Consider the following 24,351-nt stretch of genomic DNA (forward strand, 5'->3'; position numbering starts at 1 on the left):
GACTTCTGTCGCCGCCGATGCCTCAAACGCTGCTGCACGATCTGCTGCTGATCCTGGCCGGTGGATTGTTCGCTGCGCTGATCTGCCGCTGGTTGCAGATCTCGATGCTGATCGGTTACCTGCTCGTCGGCGTGCTGCTCGGACAGGGCGTCTTGAATTTGATCTCGGATACCGAGCATCAACTGGAGACGTTCGCCGAAGCCGGCGTCTTTCTGTTGCTGTTCTCGATCGGGCTGGAATTCTCGCTGGGCGACCTGCGGCGGCTGGGCAGCAAACTGCTGATCGGTGGCGGCGTGCAAATGGGCTTGGTCGCCGTTCCGCTGGCGCTCGGCCTGGCGCGCACCGACCTGTCCTGGCAGGCCTCGATCCTGATCGGTTCGGCCGTCGCCTTCAGCTCCACCGTCTTGGTCTTCAAGGCGCTGTCGGAATTGGGACAAACCGAAACGCCTCACGGCACCCGCGCGGTTGGAATTCTGTTGTTCCAAGATGCGGCGTTGATTCCCCTGCTCCTGCTGGTGCCGCTGTTGACCGGCAGCGGCGAGGTGGCGGGCCTGTTCGACTATGTCCAGTTGGCCGTGTCGTCGTTGCTGTTTGTCGCCGGGATTGTGGGCCTGCGTTTTGTCTTGGCCCAGTGGCTGATTCCGATGCTGGTACGTTTTCGCAGTCCCGAACTGGTGACCCTGTTTACCATCGTCTCCTTGGGCACGGTGATTCTGGTGGCCTACATGATCGGTTTGCCGCCAGCGGTGGGCGCTTTCGCAGCCGGATTGATCTTCAATGGCAACCGCTGGACGGAGCAGGTGGAATCATTGGTGTTGCCGTTTCGCGAAACCTTTACGGCGATCTTTTTCGTCAGCTTGGGGCTGATCCTGGACCCGCAGGTCTGGCTGGACGCACCGATCGTGATGACCGCCATGCTGGTGACGGTGATTCTCTGGAAGGCCGCGGCGGCCACCGTCGCACTGCGGTTGACCGGATTGCCGCTGCGGCACGCTCTGGGCATGGGGGTCGGCTTGGCCCACGTCGGAGAATTCGCGTTCGTGCTGGTGCTGTTGGGCTACGAAGCCGGGGTGGTGTCCAGCACCGAGTACCAACGCATTGTTTCTTGTGCGTTTGGATCGCTGATCCTGACCCCGCCGCTGCTGAGCGCGGGCTTGCGAATGACCGACCGGACCGAGATCAGTGAATCCGGCGAACCGCTCCGCGACACATCGCCCTGGGCATCGTCTCTGGCCACAGTGATCGGAGCCGGTCCGGTGGGCCAACAGATCGCGTCGCAGCTGGAAACGATGGGACATGATGTCTGCCTGATCGACTTCAGTCCGATCAATCTGCATCCGTTCGCTCTCCAGGGCTTCCGCACCATTACCGGCGACGCGACGGAAACCGGTGTGCTGAAATTGGCTCGCGTCCAGGACTGCCGGATGGTCGTGGTGTGCGTACCGGAAGATGAAACTGCGATGCATACCGTGCGAGCGATCCGCGAGCTGAATAACAAGGCTTCGGTATTGGTCCGCTGTCGTTACCAGAGCTACGTCAAAAAACTGTTGGGCGTGGGAGCCGACCGCGCGATCAGCGAAGAGACCGAGGTCTCCAGCGCCCTGCTGGCAGCCTTGGTCCACTGAAAACGTCCGGCCCGTTTTTTTTCTGTCCGCTGCGCGGGCTGGCCGCGTTGAACCAATCAAGTGCGCGGATTTGCTACGGCACCCCGCTCCCGGATACAATCGAGCGGTGGCCAGACCCCGCCAAGCGGGCGGGTTCTATTCTTGCGTGGATTTGGTCGAGCTCGCAGCGGTTGCGAAGCTCGTGGTTCGGTGGGAGAGTTTTCAGAAAGGACGGTGAGAGATGCGAACGATTATGTTGACGGCCGCATTGGTGGCTTGCTGCAGTGCCGGAATGGTTCGAGCTCAAGACCAGGGGGCCCAGGAAGCGTCGCGGCTGGAATCCCAGCCGGAGAAACGTACGCCGGCGGATCAGATCGATTTCAACGTCGCCCTGCAAGTGCCGCTGAAGACCTTGGATACGTTGGGCCAGACGATTGAACAGGCGCGGTTGACGGCCGACCCGGTGGCTCTGGCAGCGGCGGCTCGCGTCTTGGCCGCGGCCGAGGCGGTCGCCGGCGACAAGACCGCGGAGTTAAAATCCGATCAACTCTGGCAAGAAGCCCAGCAGTTGGCCAAACGACGCAATGAGTCAGCGGAACTGGCCGCGCTGGCAGAGCTGGCTCCCGACGGTGTCGCAGCCGACCTCCAGGAGGCCAGCGAAGCGGCAAAGACGGCCGAGGAAGAGGCACGCGTCGCGGCCGAAGCCGGGGAAAAGTCGCGTGACATCCATGGCGTATTGCACATCATCAATCGCTCCCACGAATACATTCACCTGCAGGTCGATGGCCGTTGCATCGGCTCGATCGCGCCGCACGGCCAACGCCGAGTCCATGTCCACGGGGCGTTCCACCTGACCGGCCACAGCCGCTACCACCACTGGCATGAGGACGCGTACGGACACCACCACCACTATGACTGGGTGCTGCACGACCCGCATCATTAGCGGCCCATCACGCAGCGGAAAAGGTGCGTGACCCAGCGGAAAAGGTGTGATGCGGGCGTTTCGATTCGCCCGTACAGCAGGAGATCGCCCGTCAGCTAGCGTCACGAAAAACCTGACGTGGCGGGGCGGGCTTTTCAAGCGAGATGGATCCCTTCCCCCCACTTTATAATGCGTTCGTGGGCGGGCTTCGATAGACGGTGGTCGGTATCCAGCGAGATCGTCAAGAGCTTCGACGCGCATCCACTCTAGTCTTGAGCCGTATCGATAGATCTCGGTTCGCGCCGCTTGCCCTCTGAGGATCTCGCAATGGTTGACCAAAATCTAGAACAGTGCGTCAGCGTTTCTCTGCAGCGAGTCTGCGGCGCGAACGCCGTTCGTGGTGTGCAGTGCCAGGTAGATGGTGGGGTGGTGACGCTCCGCGGTACCGTGTCTTCACGCGAAGAGATGATGATGTGTGTCGCCGTCGCTCGGACGGTGCCCAGCGTACGAATGGTTGACAATCAATTGTCCCTGGGACAAGTGCCCGAGACGAAGGATGGGCCCGCAGACCGTTCCGACGACTCGGTGGCCGCGGAGTAGCCCGTCGCCCTACGCGGGATTTTGACGGCCCTTGCTTTCTTTCTGCTCACGCCGGTAGGCGGAGCGCAGACCACTGCGTCCTACCGGCTTTTTCGAGTGGTCCTCTGATCGCCCGCGCGACGGGCCAGCGACTCGAGCTTTCTCAGAACTCGTCGCTCTTCGTAGCCCGGTCAGACCTAGGCGTCCCGCCCAGCGGAGCCAAGCCGATGAAATAAGTCTCGTTCTGCTGCTGAATTGGCTCTGATTCCCCTTTCGGGAAATAGGCAATTTCGGGTAACAGTAGGAAGCAGAAAAGAAGCGCAAGACCGAATCGATCGACGCCGCGGACAAGATCTTGGCGGTCGGTCCGAGATTTGCGTCATCACCAACACAGACGCAGCGGTTCTGTCACTACGGACAAGCCCCGCTTGCGCGGCTTCGCTCGGGGCACCTACCGTAAAAGAGCGAACCTACGGGACGACACTTCTATGCAGTATGGAGTTCAGCAACATGCAGTCGTGGCACTGGTCGGCAACGCTGGCAGTGGAGTTCGCCGCCATCTTTCTATTCATTCTGGTGTTTGGATACCTGCTGCCCTGCGGGCAATCCTACTACGCCTATTTCGTTCGAAAAGACGAAGAGAAGGACAAGCGAAGGATCCAGGAGCGTCGTCCAACCGGCAAGCAGATCCGTCGTGAACTTCGCCTTTCGATGGTGACCATCACGATCTTTGCCGCCATGGGAACCGTTCTGTTTGAGATGTACAAAGTCGGCTGGACGAGCATCTACCGGGACATCAACGCGTACCCACTGTGGTACTTGCCGGTCAGCTTTTTTTTATGCCTGGTCGTGCACGACACCTTCTTCTACTGGACGCATCGGTTCATGCATTGGCGTCCGGTGTTCAAATACTTTCACCTGGGGCATCACCGTTCGGTCAGCCCGACGCCTTGGGCGATCTATGCGTTTCAACCTCTCGAGGCGGTTACCCAGTTTCTGGGAATCATGTTGATTGTCGTCTTCATTCCGCTGCACCCAATTGCCCTGCTGGCGTTCTTGACCTGGGATACGGTGGTGAATGTGGCCGGGCATACGGGTTATGAAATGGTTCCCAAGTGGTTGTCGCGCAACCCGATCTTCAAGGGCTTCAATACCGTGACCCATCACGACAACCACCACACCAATATGAAGGTCAACTTTGGCGCCTTCTTCAACGTGTGGGACCGCTGGATGGGAACCTTCCTGGAAGACGAGCCGGTGGAAAACCCGGAGTCGTCGCGGAGTGCCGTTCCCAAGCCCGCGCTCCTTCGCTCAGAGCGGGCCAGCAGTGAGCGGGTCAGCGGTGAGCGGGTCAGCGGTGAGCGGGTCAGCAGCGAACGGGTCAGCGGTGAGAGGGCGGGCAGCGATTGGCCGGGCGAACGACGGCCTCGGCCGGGCTCGGCATCGCTTCTCGCTTCGCCAAAACCGCAGCGTCGCTAGACGACCGAAGTCTTGCAGAGCCAGTCCCCGCTAAGCTCGTTCGATCGGAAACGTCAGAACCTCGTCGATCCTCTCGGCGGCGGTTGCGACCATCAGCAAGCGGTCGAACCCGACGGCGACTCCGGAGCAGGGCGGCAGGCCCGCGCGCATGGCCGCTTCCAGATGGCTGGTCGACGGCAACTCTCGGCGGCCGCTGAAGCGGCGGACCCGATTGTTCTCGGCGACCCGCCGGGCCAGTACGTCGGCATCGCGCAGTTCGCCGTAGCCGTTGCCCAGCTCCAAGCCATCGACGAACCACTCAAAACGTTCGGCCGTGCCCGGTACGTCGGGATCGGCTTGAGCCAGAGCCGCTTGGCTGAGCGGGTAGTTCGTTAGGATCACCGGTCGCTCCGCACACATCCGAGGCTGGATGGACAGGCTGAGCAGGAGGTCCAGGAGATCATTCCGCGAGCAGTCCTCCGGCAGGGCCGAAGCGCACGCGGTGGCCGCCTCGCGGAGGTGTTCCAGTGGTGCGTCCAGCGGATCCAGCGACGTGTACTGGAGAAAGGCGTCACGATAGGTCAACCGCAGACAGGGCGGACGCCCAAGAATGGTTTGGCAAAACTGGTCGACCAGATCGATCGCGTCGGCGGCCCGATGCCCCACGCGATACCACTCCAGCATCGTGAACTCCGGATTGTGCAGAGGCCCGCGCTCACCGGCACGGAACACGGGCCCGACCTGATAGATGGCCTGGGCGCCGGCGACCAGCAGACGCTTCATCGCGTACTCTGGCGATGTCTGCAGAAATAGTTCTTCGGCCAGTGGAACCGAAGAAATCGCCAACTGCTCGGATGCCAGAGCCGGCGGATCCAAATACGCATCCACCACGGTGTCGGCCGACAAGCACGGCGTTTGCACTTCGCAAAAACCGCGTTGGTCGAAGAACTGCCGCACGCGGCGGAGCAGTTCTGCACGTTGCCGCAGCATCGATAGCGAACAACTGGGCGCGTGGCAAGGTCGGTTCATCGATTAACTACTGCACCGCATCCAGAGCTTGAATGCCCAGCACAGCCACGTCGAAACCTCGTCCCAAATGGCTGAGGTCGCGGTACAGAACCAGATCCGGATTAATGGTCGTCGCGTCGATAATCATTTCCGCACGACTAAACAGATTGCCCTGTTCGTAGTAGCCCACGACCTGGGCTCGGTAGGCGTCCCCGCCGCCGGTCAACAGCGGCATCAGCAACCGCATCTGATCGATCGTGACCAACCCTTCCACCAACAACCAGGTTTCGTAGCGGCGGTTCTCGGTGTCGTTGTTTTGAGCGCGCGCATCGACGATCGCATCGACCGTTTCCGCATCCAGCAGCGGGATTCCGTACAGCAGTTCTGCGGGGCATTCATTTAAATTAATTCGTCCCGGCAGACGGTCGAAGTCCTGGGTGGTCAAGTTTCCCATCAACGCCGGCATGTAGGCCGCCATCGCCAGAGGATCGCTGGAGAACGGCGACGCCAGTACCTGTTGATCTTCGCCTTCGCCGATGGTGACCGTGGCGTCGACCAGATCCAACAACTGGGTGATCGTGGTGCCACCGCCGCCGGACAAGTCGACGTCGTCCAGTGCCGCGGCGGACCAGGGCCCGGTGATGTTGGAATCCTCGTCGGATTCTTCCCGCCCCTCCTGTGCACCGTCCAGGGCTGCCGAGGCGACGGTGGCCGCGGGTTGCCCGTGGACGCGATACGCGGCGATGAACGTGGCCCAGTCCTCATCGCCCAGAGCTTCGCTCAATTCGCTGTACAGCAGTTCGAGGTCGTCCTGGTTGACATCGATCCGAGGCGTTCCGTCGGCGCGCCGGTTGCCTTCCACACCGTGCACCGTCAGGTAGGCGGACCATCCCAATGCCGCACCACTGGCACTGTCGCCGACGACGAACTGCTGTTCGGAAGCGTCAACGACGCCGTTGCGATTGACGTCGGCCCCAAACAACAACTCGGGCGTCACGCCTTTGACCAACAGCAGTTCTTCGATGCTGTCCAGCGGACCGTTCTTGGCCGCATAGGGCGTCGGCAGGGTCATGTAGTATTCGGTTTCCGCGCCATAGTCCCGCGGCTCGTCATCCTCGTCCAGCCAATCCAGGATGGCTTCGGCCGTATCGACGGTCATGCCGGGCAAGGCCAGCAGCAACGACACGGCCAGGTTCTCCGCTTCGACCTCGTCGCTCGCGTCACCCGCTTCGCCGGCCATATCGACCATCGGCATCAACATCGAACTGTTCTGTTCCAGCGTCGTTAGGGTGTTCACATTCAGCCGAGCGGACTCGTTTTGCAGGCCGAAGCGGATGCCGGAGAAGCGGCCGGTTTCATCCAGATCAGGCGCCAGGATCGCGAAGTTCACGCGGTCGACGGCACGGGTGCCGGGAACGACGTTGATGCCGCGAAACAGCTGGGCATTGTTGCGTACGCCGCCGAGTTCCTCACGCACCATCGGCGGCTCGGACAGAATCAATCGCACCGCCTCGCCGGCCGATTCCACGGCCAGTTCGCACTGCACGCGGTCAGCGGTTATCTGCACCGATTCGTTGTAAGCCAACATCAGCTCGGAAAACGAGTACACGGCCATCGTCGCCACCATCACGACGATCAACACCAGAATCAAGAACATCCCGCGGCGCGGCGGACGACGATGGGCGGCACGATCACGCTTTCTCACAGGCCCACCCCCGAGAGATCGTCTTCGGCCAATTCGGATTCTTCGAGGATGCGGCCCATGGGAATGCGGACCACCTGCTGAAACACGCGAACGCCCCCCGGGTCTCCCGCCGCAGCGGCGGAGGTGGCGGCAGCGGGCGGGGCGGTTGCCGCCCGATCGACGACTTGACCGGGTGGTCCGATCGTCAAACGAATTTGGATCGCCAGCGGCAGGGCCTGCATTTCGTCGCTGTTCCACTGCATCTGCCACATGAATCCGTCCCAGTAACTGAACTCGATACCCAACACTTCGGGCGCCAACAGATCTCCGGTGCGATTCAATGTCGCCGTATTGCCCGATTCCAATGCGTACAGCGTGGCCTGCCGATCCAGTTGCCGGCGGACCAATCCGCCGTTGTTGTTTTGCACCGCCAACGGCTCGGTGCCGGTCGCGATTTCCGCCAAGGGATCCAGCACGCCGGTCGTTCCCGCTGGCTGGACAAAATAGGTGACGGTTTTGATGTCGCTGGGCACATCGACCAACCCTTCGCTGGGCGGGGCCATCAGGGTTTGAAATTCTTCCAGCCGCGGCGGTCGGCTGATGTCGAACATGACCTGATACTGGTTGCCGATCAGACCGGGCCGCTGCAGGGCGGTCGTCCCGAGTGCCAGATCAACCGTTTCCATATCCAGGAGCGTATCCTCTTCGTCCAGCGGCTCTTCCTCGACGTCAAAAAGCATCGAAGATGGCTCACCGCCTTGGTCGCTTTCCTGGCCGGGCAGGCCGGCGCTGCTGAGCGCGGCGGCCAAGGTCGCGTCATCGAACTCCGCGATCGAAAGCGTGGCCTTGAGATCGTCCGAGATCATTTTCATGACCGACGTGGCCAATTGGACGCGGCGGACTTCCAAATCCCGCGTTTCCAGCTGGACGACGTAGAACGACATGGCCTGCCCGATCAAAACCGTCAGGACCACCGCCAGCGAAAGCGCAAGGATTAGTTCCAACAGGGTAAAACCGGTTCGGCAACGACCGCGATGCAGCGCGATGGTTCGACTCACAGCGGTTCCTCCCCGCCAGCGTCCGCAGCGGCCGCCGCCGCTTCCGCTTCGGCCAACGCCTCGGCTTCGGCTTCGCGTTCGAGCTGCTCGAGGCCCAAAGCCGGATCCACCATCCAACGCACCAGCGAGTACTGGACGGCCGGCTCGTCGTTGGCGTTGAGCTCTTCGGTGGAAACGGTCACGCGAATCGTCAGCAACCCTTGCAGGTTCCCCTGCTGGACTTCCACGGCGTACTGAAACTTTGCCAAACCGGCCGAATCGGGCAGGCTGTCCGGTTCGACCGGAATCTGCGGCACCGCCAACGGCACCACTTCGCTGTCCAGCAGCAATTCGTTCATCTTGGATTCGCACAGCATGCGAGCGACGGCCAGGTCCGAGGCTTCACTCGATGCGCCGGCCCCGGTCACGGCAATACTCGACAGCACCGCCAAGGAACCGCCCAAAATCGCTAGCGCCAGGAGGATTTCCAGCAAAGAAAAACCAACGCGTCCGGCATCACGTCGCAAAACACCACGTCGCAAAACACCACGTCTCAAGGCAGTTCCTCCCCGACAGTGGCTTCGCCGGTCAATCCACGCAGGACCACCACAATCCGGCCCGCCTCGCCTTGCAGGACCGTCACCGCGGCGTTGCTGGTCGTGCCGTCGGGATAGAACAGGATCGGCGAACTGGTATCGTCCGGCGTAGACAGCTGGGCGGTTTGGTTTTCGACGCTCATCGAACGCGTGGTCGCTTCGACACGGCAATCCGCGACGGTAATGCCTTCGGGCAATTCGACGACCCGAGGCTGCTGGGTGGCGTTCGCTGGCGAACCGGCCGGAGCGCCGGTCGTGGCCGGGGCGCCTGTCGTGGCCGGGGCGCCGGTCGTGGGCTGGGGAGCCGCCATGGGCTGGCCACCGCTGAGCAGGGCGGTCCCCGAGCCCAGTTGATCGGCCGCCTCGGTCAGATCGTTCATGTCGTGAAACGCGTAGGTGGTGATTTCCTGGCCGCCGGGCGGACAACGCATCAGGTGGATTCGCCCTGAACGCATGGCCTGCAAGCGGGCGTTCATCATCTGCACGCGGACGACTTCCGCGCCGCGCACCAGCCGCCGATTGCCCAGCATCCCGTCGAGCATGGGCAGGGCCAAAGCGGCGACCGCCGTCATGATGGCCAGCGTCAACAACACCTCCAGCAGGGTCAGGCCGCGGAAAGCGGCGAAACGGCGATTGCGCACAGGCCGTGACGTCATGCTCAATTCGCCCCTCCCGGGGGCATTCTCCAGAGTCGGGGGCGGGTCCAGCGGCTCCGCGGCCTGTCGACTTATCGAGCCGCTCAGGGACAGGGCTTCGCAGATGGAGGTTTTCTTTAAGGTCCGGTGACAACCAAGTCGTCGTCGGTGTTCATTTGACCGTCGATTCCCCCGGAACGCAATTCAAACGTGTTGCCGTTCAGCGTGTAGGTAATCGGCTTGCCCCAGGCGTCCGTGGGAATCTCGCTGATGATCGGCGTAAAGCGAGCTTTCTTGGCCGGATCGCTGGGCCCATCGCGGAGCTGCTCCAGGGTCTCGGGCCAAGCCTTGTTGTTGATTTTGTACATCTGGATGTTGCCCTTCAGGGCGTTCATCTGCGTCGTGGTGATGTCCGCATTGGCACCTTCGCCGACGTTGATGAAGTTGGTCAAAACAAAGCCGCCCAGGACGACCAAAATGGCCAATACGAGCAACAGTTCCAGCAGCGTGAAACCGCGGCGGGACGGACGATTGGGGCGGCGGCGAGAGAGGGATCGAGTCACCGGGAAATTGCTCCTAGCAGGAATGCCAAATTGGGGGGGGTGGGACTGCAAAGCGTCAAAGCCTGCCGAGACAAGCCAAGCGAGGGGCTACAGAGGCCCCAGCGACCGGCAGGAATGTGTCAGTCTAATCGAATCCCTATTCTAACCCCAGACGGCCGAATCGGTTCCGGCGTTTTGCGAAAACCCATCCGGCCCAGTCCGATCCCTCGGCACCGTCGGCCGCCCCCCCCGCGTGATTTTGTTTGTCATAACAGGAACAACCGGATAGGTTACAGCCACAGAGCGACTTCCCGCCAGCAATCTGCGAGAGTTTGTTGGCGTTCGGACAGTCGTTAAATACTATAGGGTCAACGATCCCTTTTCTGACGTTCTGCGAGTATTCACACTATGGCAGTCGCACGCGACGATTCCGTAATCCGTGGCAGCTTGATCGCCACCCTGATTCTGCTGGTCCTTTCGCTGGCGCTGAACTTCTTCCTCTATCGCTGGGGCGACCAGCAATCGGAGGCAGAGGCGCAAAAGAGCCAAAGCTTGACCAATGCGAACAGTGAGATCGCGACCCTCTCCGGCCAGCTGGACACGCTGAAGAAGATGTTGGGCGTCGAGCCGATGAGCGACGCGGAATTCGAAGCCTTGGCGACCTCCGATTCGGGCGACGCAGATATCGATGCCATTGGTCAACGGTTCGTCAAGGACATCGGAGCGCTGGGGCCGAACCTCGACCCGGCCAACCGCAATTACCCGGCCATCCCCGAGTTCATGATCAACTCGCTGCGCGACCGCAACGTGCAGAACACCCAACTGAACGACGAGCGCAAGCGGATCGACGAACAGGCCAAGCAGGACGTGACAATCGCCGAAAAGGCTGCCGCGGACGCCAAAGCCAACACCAAGAAGATGGAAGATACGCTGAACGAGCGAATCGCGGAATTCGACAAAGCTCGCGAAGCCATGAAGCTGAAGAATGCCGAGATCGCCGACAGCTTGACCAATCTGGAGCGCCAACTGACCCAGGCTCGCCAACAGGCGCAGCAGGAAATCGCGTCGCTGCGACAGGACATCACGGCCAAAAACCAACTGATCGACGTCCAAAAACGCCGCATCAATGAACTGCAGCAGACGCAGTTCGAAGTCGCCCAAGGCGAGGTCACTTCGGTGCTGAACAAGTTGATCCAAATCAACCTGGGCTCGGCCGACTCGCTGCGTCGCGGCGTGGTATTCAGCGTGATCGATGCCGATGCGACCCGCGTGACCGACGCGGAACCCAAAGCAAAAATCGAAGTCATCGCGATCCGCAGCGACCACCTGTCCATCTGCCGCGTGATCGAAGCACCCGCACTGAGCGATCCGATCATCCCCGGCGACAAGATCTACTCGCCGTTCTGGGCGCCCGGACGCACCGTCAAAATCGCCTTGGCCGGTGAGATCGACATCGATAACGATGGCCGGGGGGACACCGAAACCCTGCGTGGCATGATCATGGCCGCTGGCGGACAAGTTGTCGACGAATTGGACAGCGAAGTGCGATTCCTGGTCGTGGGCGAAACCCCCGAAGTCGAGGATGGCGAAGATCCGCAGGCTCGCCAACGGGTCAGCAACCTGGGTGCGATCCGCTCCGAAGCACGCGAACTGGGGGTTACGGAAATCCCGGTTTGGAAGCTGATGAATTACATCCAGGCGATCAGTGATGCCCGCACCACTCCGCTGGGTTCGGCGGTCCGAGGAGATGACTTCCCCCCGGAAGCACCCGCCGGAACCAATCGCCGCTTGCCCAGCGATGTTTCGGAAATTTTCCGGAACTAGGGAAAGTTAGGCAATCTGTAAGGCGTTCGCTTGCATTGCGTCCGTCGTGCGCGTAAGATTCGTGCTGACTTGCATCACGATTAAATCCGCCTAAAGCTTCCTAACCGGTAGTTCTGACTGAAAGGACAGCCATGAGTTTTGCCACTGCGACGAAATCGCTCCTGCTTTGCCTCACATTTCTACTGCTTCCCCACTCGGTATCGGCGCAAGAGGTGTTACCGAATCCGGCCGGCGCGAATCCCTCGGTGGTTCAGCAGTGGGTCCACGGTGCGGGAGCTTTGCACGGCGTTGCAGTGACGCCCGCTCATACCGGCAGTGAGGTTCCGCTGCAGGAGGCACAGGTCAGCTTGGTTGGAATGGGAAACGTCGGCGTCAGCACGACGACCGATCGCCAAGGTCAATTCGTTCTTCCCACCGTGGCGCCGGGCACGTATGGTTTGCTGGTCACCAGCCAGCAACCTGCTGCAGTTGCGCTGTACGCCGTACACGTCCTGCCCCCGGTGGCTGGTGAGGCGGCTCCCGGCGTACATCCGTTGCGTGTGACCGCGGCCCCAGCAGACCCGCAACTGGCGTTTTCGATTTATGCTCGCTACCTGCCCTCTGGACCTGCGGGCGGCGTGCCCATGGTCCAGCAGCCCGCACCGGCGAAAGCCCAAGACGCACAACTGGTCCGTCAGCAAGAAGCGGTAACGCCCGCGCCGGCATCGCAGGTACAGCCTGCCGAGGTCATCGACAACACCGTTCTGCGGCGTGATGGCGGGATGGACGGCACACTGTATCGTCACGGCCGTGCCTATGCCCCCGCTGCCAACACCAACGTCCTGGTCTTTCAGGACGGGCGCCAGGTTGGCCGAGCGGTCACCGACCCGGCCGGACGCTTCCGAATCGAAAACCTTCCCGCCGGTCACTACGCCCTGATCGGCGCGGGAACGGTCGGCCTAGGCGCCGTAGGGTTCCAGTTGGTGGACGAACTGGGTTCGTCGGTCGCAGATAATGCCGGACAAACCACGACTTTGGTATCGCATAAAACCACCGAAGCCAACGGTTCCTTCGGCCTGCAACTGGCGCCGCTCAGTGCCGCCTTGCGTTTGCTGCGATCCGGCGGCGGCTTTCCCGACGGAGTTCCGGGTGGATTTCCAGGTCCTGCTCCCATGGGCTTTGGCGGCGGCGGCTTCGCCGGTGGTGGCGGAGGCTTCGGCGGCGGCGCCGGCGGTGGCGGTGGTGGCCTGGGCGGAGCTGGCGGACTGCTGGGAATCGCTGGTTTGGCAGCCGGAGCGGCCGCATTGGCCGACAGCGATGACGATTTCACGGCACCGCCCGTGACCAGCCCCGACGCTCCTGTGGTTCCGGTCCTGCCGTAACCTCCTGGTTTGCTTAGACGGTAACCGGTTTGCTTAGACGGTAAAACGGCCGACGGCATGGCCTATTGAAAACGCGCTGACCCAGGAGCTTGCCTCCTGGGTTTTCTTTTGTTCCCACCACGGCCGGGCAGCGACTTTTGTGCCGCACGCCCTCACCGGCCGCTGGATTGTTCGTTAGAATCCTGGGGTCGCCGAGTGGCCGCGCGCGGCCGCCACCCTCTCCTTCCGCCCCCCCCCCTCCTGTGAGACGCTGTTTCTATGAGCACCGTTCAGACGAAAGTCGACGAAGCCCGCGAGCTGTTGAACGAACACACCTTGAAGACGGTGCACTGGCACTTCAGCGACGAGACGGGCAGCCCCTTCTGGTTGGAAAAGAAACGCGAACTGGGGTTCGACCCGCTGAAGGATATTCAATCCTTCGACGACCTGAAGAAGTTTCCGCTGTTCGAAGACGATTGGCTTCGCGGCGGCCCGGTACGGCGCTGGGTGCCCAAGGGTCTGGCGGGCAAACCGGTCTACGTGTTCGAAACCGGCGGTACCACGGGGGTGCCCAAAAGCCGCGCGGTGGTCGAGGACCACTGGAAGGATTACGAACTGTTCTCGCACACCCTGCCCGATCAGTACTTCCCCAAAGGCGCCAACTGGTTGATGCTCGGCCCCAGCGGTCCGCGGCGACTGCGGCTGGCCGTAGAGCACTTGGCCCAGTACCGCGGAGGCATCTGCTTCTGCATCGACCTCGACCCACGGTGGGTGGTCAAGATGTTGAAAAAGGGTTGGATGGACCAGGTTGAAGAATACAAAAAACATTGCATCGACCAAGCCGTAACCATCCTGACGGCCAATCACGACGTCAAATGCATGTTTGCCACCCCGAAGTTGCTCGAAGCCCTCGGTGAAGCGCTGGAAGAAAAGGGCACCAGCATTGCCGAAACCGGCATCACGGGCATCTTCAGTGGCGGTACCGAATTCACGCCGCAGTGGACGCGTTATGCGGTGGAAGAATTGCTGGGCGGACCGCCGGAAGAGGGCGGTGTCTATATGACTCCCACCTACGGCAATACGCTGATGGGACTGGCCTGCAGCAAACCGGTCACCGCCGAGGAAGGTTACAAAATCAGTTACTATGCGCCGCAGCCGCGGGCCGTGACCGAGGTGGTCGACATGGACGACCATACCAGCGTCGTCGGGTACGGCGAGACGGGACGGGTCAAGTTGTATACGTTGACCGATGAGTTCTTCGTGCCTGGCTTCCTCGAGCGCGACGAAGGGGAACGCGAAGAGCCGTTCGAAACCTATCCCTGGGACGGTGTCAGCGGCGTGCGGCCCTACCACAAACTGGCCAGCGCGACGACCGTCGGCGTGTATTAGACGCCTCCGGAGTGCCGCCTCTTTCCGCTCCTTTCCTTTCATTCTCGCCAGCCCAAGAACCCGAAGCCAGAAACATGTTGCACCTGCCCGCCCTGCGTTGGGGAAAACCTTACGAGTCGCTGGAAAAGCAAAACGTTGTTCACTTTGACACCGGTGCGCCGATCGCCCAGGTCAGCCAGGTCGGTGGCGGGATCGTCCAGCGGGACCTGCGTTCTGCCGACAAAGCTCGCCAAGCCCTGCTCCAGCTCTCCGCCGACGAACTGATCGAGCGCTGCAAGCAAGCGGCCGAGCTGTTCGAAACGGCCACCTTGCCGATGGGCGACGCCACCCAAGACGTCGACCAATTTGTCCATCAGCAATCCGCCAGCACCGGCTTGCCCGAGCACATGTGTCGCTCGAACATGGCCAAGAACGCATTTGTGTTGGCCAACATGGAACAGATCCTGGACTGTTTGACCCGAGGCCTGGATCTCTCGATCCTGTCCCGCGGCTACGGTGAAGAAGGTCGTGGCGTAACGGTCAGCTTCCAGGCGCAGACCCCTATCCTCGGTGCCGTCCTGCCAAACAATTCCCCAGGCGTTCATACCTTGTGGCTACCCGCCGTTCCGCTGCAGATCGGTCTCGCTTTGAAACCCGGTTCCCAGGAACCCTGGACCCCGTACCGCATGGTGGCGGCGTTTATCGAAGCCGGGATTCCGCGGGAGGCGTTCGGTCTGTACCCCGGCGGGCACGACGCCGGCGGCGCGATCCTGGCCAAGAGCCCCAAGAGCATGATCTTTGGCAGCGCCGAAACCATGCGACAATACGCCGGTAATCCTCGTGTCCAACCGCACGGTCCGGGGTTCTCGAAGATCCTGATCGGCGACGACGTGGTGGACGACTGGCCGCAGTTTCTGGACCTGATGGTCGAGAGCGTGCTGAGCAATTCCGGACGCAGCTGCATCAATTGCTCGGGCATCTGGGCCAGCCGACACACGCGTGAAATCGCTCAAGCGATCGCCGAACGCATCGGGCCGGTGGACGTGCGGCCGCCGCAGGATCCGGAAGCCAAACTGGCGGCGTTCACCGTTCCGGCCATGGCGACCGGTACGCACGCCATGGTCCAGCAGGACCTGGCCGAAGCGGGGGTGACCGACATGACGGCCGAGTACGGCGAGAAACTGATCGAGAAGGAACACTGTGCCTACCTGCGTCCGATGGTCGTGCATGCCGACTCGCCGGACCGCAGCGTCGCGTCCAAGGAATACATGTTTCCGTTCGTCAGCGTGGTCGAGTGCCCTCAGGACGAGATGCTGTCGCGGATCGGACCGACCCTGGTGGGCACCCTGCTGACGCAGGACCAGCCCTGGTGTGCAGCGGCCAGCCGCTGCGTGGAGATCGACCGTTTGAACATCGGCCCGATCCCCACCAACCGCCTGAACTGGTTGCAGCCGCACGAGGGCAACATCATCGATTTCCTGTATCGCAGCCGTGCCTACCAGATCGCCGAGATGCCGGCCGCCGTGTCTTGAGCGATTTGAGATCTGAGATCTGAGATCTGAGATTTGCTGGCTCCGGCGGATTCTATGTAGAGGAACGAACGTTCCTAAATCGCGGAGCGATGGCATGTGGTAGCCCCGGGCGCGAGCCCGGGGAAACGTAAAAACCACGAACAAAAGCCCTGGAAGGGCGACAGGAAGTCTGGCACCGGAATTCGTGTCGTCCCTCTGGGACTGGCGCGCGGGTGTGGGGGCGGCACCCCAGGCTCGCGCCTGGGGCTACCGCATGTCGCCACTCCGTGGCTGCTGCGCCCCGAGCTTCGCAGGCCCGTGCATAGATTCCGCCGGAGTCAGCAGACTTGAGATCTCAGCCGAGCGTGTCTCGCGATTCGATCGCGGAACCGTCTTCGGCGGGATCGCTGCCGGTGTCTTCGCGGGAACTCGGCTTGGGCGGCAGGTACAAGCGAAAGACGGTCCCGCCGCCGGGCCGGTCTCGAATGTCGATCCAGCCCTCGTGTTCTTCCATGATCTTCTTGCACACCGGCAATCCCAAACCGGTGCCGCGGGCGCCTTTGCCGGATTCAAAGGGCGAGAAGATGCGGTGGCGATCTTCCTCCGGGATGCCTGGGCCGTTATCGGCCACTTCGATCATGACGCCGCGATCGCTGTGACTGCGCGTGCGGACGACCACGCTGGCCTGCTCGCTGCCGGCGACCGCATCGATGGCGTTGGTCACGACATTGAGCAGCGCGCGATGCATCGCTTCGGGGTCGAAGAACGCCTGAGCCGCTTCGAGGTCGGTTTCCAGGCACAGCTCGCATTCGGCGTCCTGGGCGCGAACGCGCATCAGTTCGGCAACGTCCTCGATCAATTCATTGAGATCCGCCTCGACGCGATCGGGCTGCCGTTCCTTGCTGAAACTGAGCATGTCCATGACCAGCTGCGAGATCCGCTCCTGGTTCTTCTCCACCATCGACCAGCCCCGACGAACGGCTTCGTTGTCGTCGCGTTTCAGCCCCGCGTCGATCAGGTAGCCACCGCCGCGGATTCCCTGCAGGATATTTTTTACATGGTGGGAGAGGTTGGCGATCGTCTGCCCCATCACCGCCAACCGTTCGCTCTGCACCATCGCCGAATAATAGTACGTGTCTTCGATGGCCAGGGCCGCCTGATAGCCGATCGCGGTGATCAAACGCAATTGATCGTCATTGAAGCGTTCGACCGGACCGCCGGCGACGACGTTTCCCGACGAAGTGAACGTATCGACGTACAGGGCACCGACGACGCTGTAGCGACCCTGCAGCGGCACGCACATGGCTTCGCGAATGCCGGCCTGCACGATTGACTGGGCCGCGTCCCAGCGCCGATCCTCCTGGGCATCGGTCGTCCGCACCGCCTCTTTGTTCTCCAGCACGTAATCCAAGATCGTACGGCTGATCGAAATCGGTTCGGTGGTCTTGTGTTGCTTGCGGTCACAGCGAGCGGCCGGTCGAAGTTGGCCGGTCTGCGAATCCAACAACATGACGCAGCCCCGATCGGCGACGACCCAGTCGAAGACCAAGCGCAACACCCGATCGAGCAGTTCCGGTATGTCATTGGTGCGTCCCACGGCCAGGGCCGTCAGGTACATCACCTCCAACGAACGGTCACCGCCGGAAGGTCCCTTGGATAGATCGGCCGAGGAAACGATCTTCGACGGCTCCGATGCGGCGGCCCGTTGGACGATGGCCACGCTGTGGGCCGCCTGCAGCGACGTCGGCTGGCTGGAACCGGTGAAGATCATCAATGTCTGACCGATCTGGATGCGGTCGCCGCTGCGGAGCACTTGCTCGGCCACCTCCGCACCGTTCACTTCGGTGCCGTTGCTGCTGTTCAAATCCCGGATCTGGTACTGCAGACCGTCCTCGCTGGAAATCACCGCGTGCTCGCGAGAAACCTCGCTATCGAGCAACTGGATGCCGGCTTTGGGATCACGCCCGATGGTCTGGGGCCCCCGCGGCAGATTAAAGTGGCGACCCTGGTCGCGTCCTCGGATTACAAACAGTGAAGCCATGGCTGGGCAGCGAAAACAGGGAATGGGCCGGACACGCTATGATACCGTTTGAACATCCTAAAGGACCGACGTCGATTTCGGTACCGAATACCTCCTCCTTCCCTTCGCAATCGCCGGGGCGTTACTGTGGCACGGACCTACCACTGGGCTTGGACCTTCCTGACCTTCGCGTTTTTTGCACCTTTCTACACGCCTGCTTTGGCTCTGGCCCAACCGCCCGCCGCAGAACCGGAGCGTCCAGCCGCCCAGCCCGCGACGCAAACGGAGCCCCAGTCGGCTGCGGAAACTTCGGAACGGCCCGACTCGTCGCGGCTCCGCAGTGATCTGCGCTACCTGGCTTCCGATGAATTGACCGGTCGCGGTCCCGGGACGCCCGGAATTGATCTAGCGGCAAAACATATCGCCGGCGCCTTTGCCGAAATGGGGCTGGAAACCGACGCGGTTCCAGACGGGCCATTTCAACGCGTGGAGCTGGAACTGCAGGCCAAAGCCGGTCCGGCCGAAGAAAACTACGTTCAAATCCGCACCTCCGGCGGGACCGAAGAGCGTTTGGAACTGGACGCTGCGATGGTGCCCCTGTCGATCGGATCGCCGGGCAAAGCACAAGGGCCTTTGGTGTTTGTCGGCTACGGCATTGCGGCTGCCGAACTGGACTACGACGACTGGGCGGATGTGGACGTCGAGGGGGCGGTGGTGATGCTGATCCGCAAAACGCCCGGCGAAGGACGCCCCGACCACGCGTTCGCCGACCGCCAGCGCGCCCGCCATGCGTTCTTTACCACCAAGGTCCAGCACGCCGAACGACGCGGCGCCGCGGCCGTCCTGATCGTCAACGATCGCGGCTCGATCCAGAGCCAGGTCGATCGACTGAAGCGACGCGTCGAAGGCGAACAACAACGCATTGATAATATCGACCAGACGCTGGCCAACGCCCCCGAAGGCCTCGACCAGGTACGCAAAACGCTGCAGGAGACGCGCAAAGTCGCCGTCGCCCAGCTGATGACGCTGCAAAACCAACTGGAGCAGGCCGAGAGCGGCTTGTTGGGTGTGAACGATGCAGGCGGTTTTGACCAGCCGGCAACGATCCCGGTGGTGTCGATTTCCCGCACCGTCGCCGACCGTTTGCTGCGCGACGCCACCGAGCAGTCGCTGGCCGCGTTGGAAACGGCGATCGCCGAAGACCTGCGGCCCCGCAGCAGGCCCCTGGCCGATGTCGAAATCCAACTGGAAACGTCGGTGACGCAGGCCCGTATCGAAACCTCCAACGTCATCGGAATCCTTCCCGGTCGTGGCGAACTGAAGGACGAAACGGTCGTGGTCGGCGCCCATTACGACCATGTCGGCATGGGGGGATACGGATCGCTGGCACCGGGTACCATCGCCGTTCACAACGGCGCCGACGACAATGCCAGCGGGACCGTGGTGATGATGGAAGTCGCCCGGCGGATGGTCCGGCGCATGGAACAGTATGCTTCGCATCGCCGCGTCGTGTTTATCGCCTTCACCGGCGAAGAACGCGGGTTGCTGGGCAGCAAGCATTACGTCCGCGAGCCTCTGTTCCCCCTGGCTCAGACCGTCGCGATGGTGAATCTGGACATGGTCGGCCGGCTGAAGGACAACGAATTGACCGTTTACGGGACCGGAACCGCAGACCGCTTCGACGATCTGCTGGACCGCTTGAATCAAACGGCCGGCTTCCGCCTGCTGAGGGTTGCCAGCGGCTATGGGCCCAGCGATCACGCGTCTTTCTATCAGGCGAAAATCCCCGTGCTGTTCTTTTTTACGGGGCTTCACAACGATTATCACCGGCCAAGCGACGATTTCGACAAAATCGATTTTGGTGGACTGGCCCGAATAACCGATATGGTTACCGACGGCACGGCGGACTTGGCAACCGGCCCGCGTCCGAACTACCGATCGACCGAGCCGGGGGCCGGAATCACGCGTCAGTTGACCGTGTTCGTGGGCATCCGGATGCGAAACGGCGCCGACAGCGTCACCGTTTCCGAGGTTCACGACGGCAGTCCGGCCGCGCAAGCTGGAATCCAAACCGGCGATGTGGTGCAGCGCATCGAGAATCGGCAAATCCAAAATTCGGACGATATCCTCGAAGCGTTGCGGGGCAAGCAGCCCGGCGACCGCTTGCCGATCCACGTGCTGCGTAACGGTCAAGCGCAACAGATCGACGTGTGGTTGGCACCGCGTCCCTGACGCACCTGACCGCTTCGACCAGCCTTTTCGCAGCCGGTGCTGCGAATGCGGGTGGCCCGTACCAGGCGTTCGGGCGGCCGGCGAAAGTCGCCAAAAAACTAACCTTTACCCCGCGACCACGAATCGGCAGAATACGTTTGATGTGCAGTGTTCCCCAGGGAGCGTTGCCGCCATCAAGCAGGTCAATCGAGGCCGACGGAACGGTCGCCGATGGCAAACCCAAAGACGCACAAATCATTGCAAGGAGAGCGGACGTGCGAATTTCGAAACTAGCGGCTTATGTGTTCGGTTGTCTGGCTGCTGGAGTCTTGGCTCCGCTGGCCGCTGACGCCCAGAGCCCTGCTCCCGGAACCCCCGGCCATCGTGTGGGCGTCATCGACGTCGCGAAAATCTTCAAAGAGTCGCCCGCGATCAAAAGCCAGGTCACAGCGGTTGAAAACGAACTGAAGGCCTACGACGCCACGCTGGCGAAAAAACGCGAGGAACTGAAAGCGGCCATCGAGCAGCTGAAGACTTTCAATGTCGGCACACCGCAGTACGCCGAACACGAAGAGAAAGTCGCCAACATGGAATCGCGACTGCGTCTGGAAATGGCTCGCAAGCGCAAAGAGCTGTCCGACGCCGAAGCTCGGATCTACTTCGAGAACTACAAGCAGATCACCGCTGCGGTCGAGACCGTCGCCAAGTACAACAAGATCAACCTCGTGCTGCGTTACAACAGCGAAGAGATGGATCCGGAGAAGGGTGAGTCGGTGATCCGCAGCGTGATGAAGAACGTCGTTTATCACGAAGCTTCGCTGGACATGACCAACCTGGTCATGCAGTACCTGAAGTCCCAGGTCGCCAACAAGCCGCAGGCTACCTCCGCTCGGTAGTCACGTGTATCGAAGCCCCGCGGTCGCAGGAAGCGACCGCCGCGGCTTTGCAGAGAATCGCAGTAACGCCATCCAGGCACTTCCTGTTGGGTGGCTCCACGGCACGGAGGCCGCACGCTCATGCGACAGCGAAACGAACACACGATCGCTCATCATTGCCAGGTCGAAGGACGCGGCTACTGGACGGGACAAGCGGTCCGCGTCCGGATGCTGCCCGCATCGATCGGCACTGGTATCCGCATGGTGCGGACCGACCTGCCCTCCAAGCCGCTGCTGCACGTCGGCGTCGATGTTCGCCAAGAACAAGATCTGCGGACCACGCTGGCCTCAGGGCAGGCGAGGTTCGCCATGGTCGAGCACCTGCTGGCGGCCCTGTACGCGATGGAAATCGACAACTGCATCGTCGAGATCGATGCAGAAGAGCTGCCGGGGCTGGACGGCTCCTCGGCCGCTTACGTCGACGCCCTGCGTTCGGCCGGCCTGGTCATCCAGGCCGCACCGCGCAAGCAGCTGGTCATCGACCGCACGATCCGCTTCGGCACGGCGGCCAACTGGCTGGAGGTCTCGCCCTCGCCCGATGGTCGGGCCCATTTCGAGTACCGTCTGGACTACGGCCCCGACTCGCCGATCAAACCACAATCGCATCGCACCCGGCTGAACGCCGACTCGTTCGGTCGCGAGATCGCCTCGGCGCGAACGTTTGTTACCGCCGAACAAGCCCAACAGCTTCGCGATGCCGGCGTGGCCGGACATGTCAGCGACCAGGACCTGTTGGTGTTTGACCAAACCGGGCCGGTGAACAACCTGCTGCGGTACCGCAACGAGTGTGCCCGCCACAAATTGCTGGACATGGTAGGTGATCTGGCATTGGCCGGCTGTGATTTGGTAGGAACGTTTGTGTCCTATCGCGGCGGTCACGCGCTCAACGCCTCTGTCGCTGCCAAGCTGTTGGGCGTATCCCAACAGCGTCACCCCGAAGCGGACCGCCGCGCCGCTTGAGTGCAGGAACATGACTCCACCCACCCAGAAGACTTCCTCGCCTTTGGGCGCCGCCAAGCGACCGGCACAGTTGCGGATCGCCAAGGAATTGCAACGATGAGTACCAATATCGCGTCCACGGCTGCCGTCGACCCCAAAGCGATCATCGACGACGACGTCCAGATCGGCCACTTTTGCGTGATCGGACCCAACGTCCGCATCGGCCGCGGTTCGGTGCTGGCCAACCATGTCACCGTCACCGGCAACACGACCATCGGCGAGGACAACCAGTTCTTTCAAGGAGCCGTCATCGGCGAAGCCCCGCAGGACCTGAGTTACCGCGGCGAACCGACGTGGGTCGAAATCGGGCATGCCAACGTGTTCCGCGAAGGCGTCACCATCAACCGAGCGACCACGAAAGAAGACGGTTACACACGGGTCGGGAATAATTGCTACCTGATGGCCGGCGCGCACGTCGCCCACGACTGCAGCCTGGGCGACCGCGTGACGATGGCCAACAACACGATGCTGGGCGGCCACGTGCACATCCACAACGACGTCACGATCAGCGGCGGCGTGGGCGTATCGCAGTTCGCTTCGATCGGTTGTTTCTCCTTTGTCGGAGCGATGTCGCGAGTCCTGCACGACGTGCCGCCCTACATGCTGGTCGAAGGCAGCCCGGCGCGGCCTCGCTGTGCGAATGTTGTGGCCCTGAAACGAAATAACTTTTCCAGCGATGACATCAAGGCGTTGCAGAGCGCCTTTAAATTGCTGTATCGATCCAAGGTTGGACAGGACGAGGCCGCCCAGTTGCTGCTGGGCAGCGGGCCCATCCGACCGGTCTTGAAGAACGTGTTTGATTTCTTGGAACATTCTCGAGGTGGCCGGCACGGACGCGGTCGCGATCGCAGGAGAGCAGCGTGAGTCAGCGGATTGCAGTCATCGGTGCCGGACATCTGGGCAAAATCCACGCTCGTCTGGTCAGCCAGGTCGAAGGCGCCGAACTGGTCGGGATCGCCGAGCCCACCGAGGCAGCTCGCCGGGCGGCAGCCGAACAATTCAACGTGCCCGTGGTCGCACAGTACCGCGATTTGATTCCCCAGATCGACGCCGCGGTGATCGCTGCCCCGACCGGCTACCACGCCAGGATCGCCACCGACCTACTGAACGCCGGCAAGCACGTTTTCATCGAAAAACCGCTCGCCACCACCCCGGAGGACGCCTTCGCACTGGTCGACCTGGCACAAAAGAAACGCTGCACCATCCAGGTCGGGCACGTCGAACGTTTCAATCCGGCCTGGACGGCCGCGGAAGACGTATTGGTCCGTCCCAAGTACATCGAAGCGGTTCGCGCCAGCCGTTTTCCCGGACGCTGTCTGGATGTCGGTGTGGTGATGGACCTGATGATCCACGATATCGACCTGGTGCTGTCGTTGACCGACGCGCCGCTGCGAGACGTGCAGGCCAGCGGTTTGGCGCTGGTCAGCGAGCACGAGGACATGGCCGAAACGCGACTGACGTTTGAATGCGGATTGGTCGCCAACCTGAAGGCCTCCCGCGTCAGCCCCACGCCGGCCCGCAGCCTGCAGGCTTACACCGAAAACGGCTTTGCCGACTTCGATTTTTCCGCCCCCAGCGTATCGATTCTGCGGCCCGACACCAGCCTGTCGGATCGCTCGTTCCACCTGGACGACCACACCGACAATCCGCTGGGATTTGCCGATCGGTTGTTCGACGCACTGTTGCAAACCGAGTCGCCGGAGATCCAGCCGCGTAATGCCATCCTGGAAGAGCTGTACGACTTCGTGATCAGCATCCGTTCCGGTGTCGCTCCGACAGTGACCGGCTATGCCGGCGCTCGTGCGGTAGAAGTTGCCACGTCGGTGCTCGAGTCGATTGATCGTCGCCAGTGGAACGGCTCGGGCGATGCAGCCGCTCGTGGTCCCCACGCGACCCCGGTCGAACGCATCGAAGCGGCCAGTCGCCGTGTTCGCGAGTCCCGCCGCGCTGCCTAGGCAGAGCGCGGTCGCGCGGCCTCTCCCGTTCTTGCGGCACCATGCGCCGCCTGAGCCACCGCTCCGGTTTTAGTACGCAGCCGCTGTGAAGGCGGCGACCTCGAGGCTCGCGCCGAACCGGCT

General features: G+C 61.9%; 20 protein-coding genes. 13 read left to right on the top strand and 7 right to left on the bottom strand.

What is annotated here, in order from left to right; all coding sequences use genetic code 11:
* Window positions 1–17: 17 nt before the first annotated feature.
* The 4 genes from GE027_RS02950 to GE027_RS02965 all read left to right on the top strand — a co-directional run bounded on the left by GE027_RS02950 (window position 18) and on the right by GE027_RS02965 (window position 4,584).
* The gene (locus GE027_RS02950; RefSeq protein ID WP_153555686.1) at window positions 18–1,625 is read left to right on the top strand and encodes a cation:proton antiporter; all 1,608 of its coding nucleotides are present in this window, start codon (window positions 18–20) and stop codon (window positions 1,623–1,625) included.
* A gap of 220 nt (window positions 1,626–1,845) precedes the next feature.
* Window positions 1,846–2,547, top strand: a complete 702-nt coding sequence (locus GE027_RS02955) for a hypothetical protein (protein ID WP_153555687.1) — start codon at window positions 1,846–1,848, stop codon at window positions 2,545–2,547.
* Between the two features lie 306 nt (window positions 2,548–2,853).
* Window positions 2,854–3,126 carry a BON domain-containing protein gene (locus GE027_RS02960; RefSeq protein ID WP_153555688.1) on the top strand — a complete coding sequence of 91 codons (273 nt, stop codon included), beginning with the start codon at window positions 2,854–2,856 and terminating at the stop codon, window positions 3,124–3,126.
* A 489-nt stretch (window positions 3,127–3,615) separates the two neighbouring features.
* Window positions 3,616–4,584: a sterol desaturase family protein gene (locus GE027_RS02965; protein ID WP_162006549.1), complete on the top strand. Its 969-nt coding sequence runs from the start codon at window positions 3,616–3,618 to the stop codon at window positions 4,582–4,584.
* A 30-nt stretch (window positions 4,585–4,614) separates the two neighbouring features.
* Here the strand turns inward: GE027_RS02965 and epmA are convergent, their stop codons facing one another.
* The 6 genes from epmA to GE027_RS02995 form a co-directional block, all read right to left on the bottom strand.
* On the bottom strand, window positions 4,615–5,592 hold the full coding sequence (gene epmA, locus GE027_RS02970; protein ID WP_153555690.1) for an EF-P lysine aminoacylase EpmA: 978 nt from the start codon (window positions 5,590–5,592) through the stop codon (window positions 4,615–4,617).
* Window positions 5,593–5,599: 7 nt separating this feature from the next.
* On the bottom strand, window positions 5,600–7,276 hold the full coding sequence (locus tag GE027_RS02975) for a type II secretion system protein GspK (protein ID WP_237607216.1): 1,677 nt from the start codon (window positions 7,274–7,276) through the stop codon (window positions 5,600–5,602).
* Window positions 7,273–8,313 carry a prepilin-type cleavage/methylation domain-containing protein gene (locus GE027_RS02980; RefSeq protein ID WP_153555691.1) on the bottom strand — a complete coding sequence of 347 codons (1,041 nt, stop codon included), beginning with the start codon at window positions 8,311–8,313 and terminating at the stop codon, window positions 7,273–7,275. Before GE027_RS02980 ends, GE027_RS02975 begins: the two co-directional genes overlap by 4 nt.
* Complete coding sequence (locus GE027_RS02985; RefSeq protein WP_153555692.1) at window positions 8,310–8,849, bottom strand: prepilin-type cleavage/methylation domain-containing protein; 540 nt, start codon at window positions 8,847–8,849, stop codon at window positions 8,310–8,312. The genes GE027_RS02980 and GE027_RS02985 overlap by 4 nt, the downstream gene beginning before the upstream one ends.
* On the bottom strand, window positions 8,846–9,544 hold the full coding sequence (locus GE027_RS02990; RefSeq protein WP_153555693.1) for a prepilin-type N-terminal cleavage/methylation domain-containing protein: 699 nt from the start codon (window positions 9,542–9,544) through the stop codon (window positions 8,846–8,848). Before GE027_RS02990 ends, GE027_RS02985 begins: the two co-directional genes overlap by 4 nt.
* A 116-nt stretch (window positions 9,545–9,660) precedes the next feature.
* A complete protein-coding gene (locus tag GE027_RS02995; RefSeq protein ID WP_237607217.1) occupies window positions 9,661–10,086 on the bottom strand; it encodes a type II secretion system protein GspG in 426 nt (141 codons plus the stop codon).
* A 387-nt stretch (window positions 10,087–10,473) separates the two neighbouring features.
* Between GE027_RS02995 and GE027_RS03000 the strand changes: the two genes are divergently transcribed.
* The 4 genes from GE027_RS03000 (at window position 10,474) to GE027_RS03015 (ending at window position 16,129) form a co-directional block, all read left to right on the top strand.
* A complete protein-coding gene (locus tag GE027_RS03000; protein ID WP_153555694.1) occupies window positions 10,474–11,889 on the top strand; it encodes a hypothetical protein in 1,416 nt (471 codons plus the stop codon).
* 212 nt (window positions 11,890–12,101) lie between these two features.
* Entirely contained in the window at window positions 12,102–13,250 is a 1,149-nt protein-coding gene (locus GE027_RS03005; protein ID WP_153555695.1) for a carboxypeptidase-like regulatory domain-containing protein, read from the top strand.
* A gap of 258 nt (window positions 13,251–13,508) precedes the next feature.
* On the top strand, window positions 13,509–14,618 hold the full coding sequence (locus GE027_RS03010) for a phenylacetate--CoA ligase family protein (protein WP_153555696.1): 1,110 nt from the start codon (window positions 13,509–13,511) through the stop codon (window positions 14,616–14,618).
* 74 nt (window positions 14,619–14,692) lie between these two features.
* A complete protein-coding gene (locus tag GE027_RS03015; protein ID WP_153555697.1) occupies window positions 14,693–16,129 on the top strand; it encodes an aldehyde dehydrogenase family protein in 1,437 nt (478 codons plus the stop codon).
* 334 nt (window positions 16,130–16,463) lie between these two features.
* Here GE027_RS03015 and GE027_RS03020 read toward each other — a convergent pair whose 3' ends face one another.
* Entirely contained in the window at window positions 16,464–18,149 is a 1,686-nt protein-coding gene (locus tag GE027_RS03020; protein ID WP_153555698.1) for an ATP-binding protein, read from the bottom strand.
* Window positions 18,150–18,347: 198 nt separating this feature from the next.
* Between GE027_RS03020 and GE027_RS03025 the strand changes: the two genes are divergently transcribed.
* The 5 genes from GE027_RS03025 (at window position 18,348) to GE027_RS03045 (ending at window position 24,228) form a co-directional block, all read left to right on the top strand.
* Complete coding sequence (locus GE027_RS03025; protein ID WP_162006550.1) at window positions 18,348–20,360, top strand: M28 family peptidase; 2,013 nt, start codon at window positions 18,348–18,350, stop codon at window positions 20,358–20,360.
* A 254-nt stretch (window positions 20,361–20,614) separates the two neighbouring features.
* Window positions 20,615–21,235: an OmpH family outer membrane protein gene (locus GE027_RS03030; protein WP_237607218.1), complete on the top strand. Its 621-nt coding sequence runs from the start codon at window positions 20,615–20,617 to the stop codon at window positions 21,233–21,235.
* A 120-nt stretch (window positions 21,236–21,355) separates the two neighbouring features.
* Window positions 21,356–22,234: a UDP-3-O-acyl-N-acetylglucosamine deacetylase gene (gene lpxC / locus GE027_RS03035; protein WP_153555701.1), complete on the top strand. Its 879-nt coding sequence runs from the start codon at window positions 21,356–21,358 to the stop codon at window positions 22,232–22,234.
* Window positions 22,235–22,330: 96 nt separating this feature from the next.
* Window positions 22,331–23,137 carry an acyl-ACP--UDP-N-acetylglucosamine O-acyltransferase gene (lpxA, locus tag GE027_RS03040; protein ID WP_153555702.1) on the top strand — a complete coding sequence of 269 codons (807 nt, stop codon included), beginning with the start codon at window positions 22,331–22,333 and terminating at the stop codon, window positions 23,135–23,137.
* A complete protein-coding gene (locus GE027_RS03045; RefSeq protein WP_153555703.1) occupies window positions 23,134–24,228 on the top strand; it encodes a Gfo/Idh/MocA family oxidoreductase in 1,095 nt (364 codons plus the stop codon). Before lpxA ends, GE027_RS03045 begins: the two co-directional genes overlap by 4 nt.
* Window positions 24,229–24,351 lie beyond the last annotated feature (123 nt).

Source organism: Roseimaritima sediminicola, assembly GCF_009618275.1.
Classification (GTDB): Bacteria; Planctomycetota; Planctomycetia; order Pirellulales; family Pirellulaceae; genus Roseimaritima; species Roseimaritima sediminicola.

Excerpts from the sequence above, each read along its gene's own strand:
- GE027_RS03015 (WP_153555697.1), top strand. The coding sequence starts at position 14,693 with ATGTTGCACCTGCCCGCCCTGCGTTGGGGAAAACCTTACGAGTCGCTG.
- GE027_RS02965 (WP_162006549.1), top strand. The coding sequence starts at position 3,616 with ATGCAGTCGTGGCACTGGTCGGCAACGCTGGCAGTGGAGTTCGCCGCC.
- GE027_RS03000 (WP_153555694.1), top strand. The coding sequence starts at position 10,474 with ATGGCAGTCGCACGCGACGATTCCGTAATCCGTGGCAGCTTGATCGCC.
- GE027_RS03020 (WP_153555698.1), bottom strand. The coding sequence starts at position 18,149 with ATGGCTTCACTGTTTGTAATCCGAGGACGCGACCAGGGTCGCCACTTT.
- lpxA (WP_153555702.1), top strand. The coding sequence starts at position 22,331 with ATGAGTACCAATATCGCGTCCACGGCTGCCGTCGACCCCAAAGCGATC.
- GE027_RS02950 (WP_153555686.1), top strand. The coding sequence starts at position 18 with ATGCCTCAAACGCTGCTGCACGATCTGCTGCTGATCCTGGCCGGTGGA.
- epmA (WP_153555690.1), bottom strand. The coding sequence starts at position 5,592 with ATGAACCGACCTTGCCACGCGCCCAGTTGTTCGCTATCGATGCTGCGG.
- GE027_RS02990 (WP_153555693.1), bottom strand. The coding sequence starts at position 9,544 with ATGACGTCACGGCCTGTGCGCAATCGCCGTTTCGCCGCTTTCCGCGGC.
- GE027_RS02960 (WP_153555688.1), top strand. The coding sequence starts at position 2,854 with ATGGTTGACCAAAATCTAGAACAGTGCGTCAGCGTTTCTCTGCAGCGA.
- GE027_RS02955 (WP_153555687.1), top strand. The coding sequence starts at position 1,846 with ATGCGAACGATTATGTTGACGGCCGCATTGGTGGCTTGCTGCAGTGCC.
- GE027_RS03010 (WP_153555696.1), top strand. The coding sequence starts at position 13,509 with ATGAGCACCGTTCAGACGAAAGTCGACGAAGCCCGCGAGCTGTTGAAC.
- lpxC (WP_153555701.1), top strand. The coding sequence starts at position 21,356 with ATGCGACAGCGAAACGAACACACGATCGCTCATCATTGCCAGGTCGAA.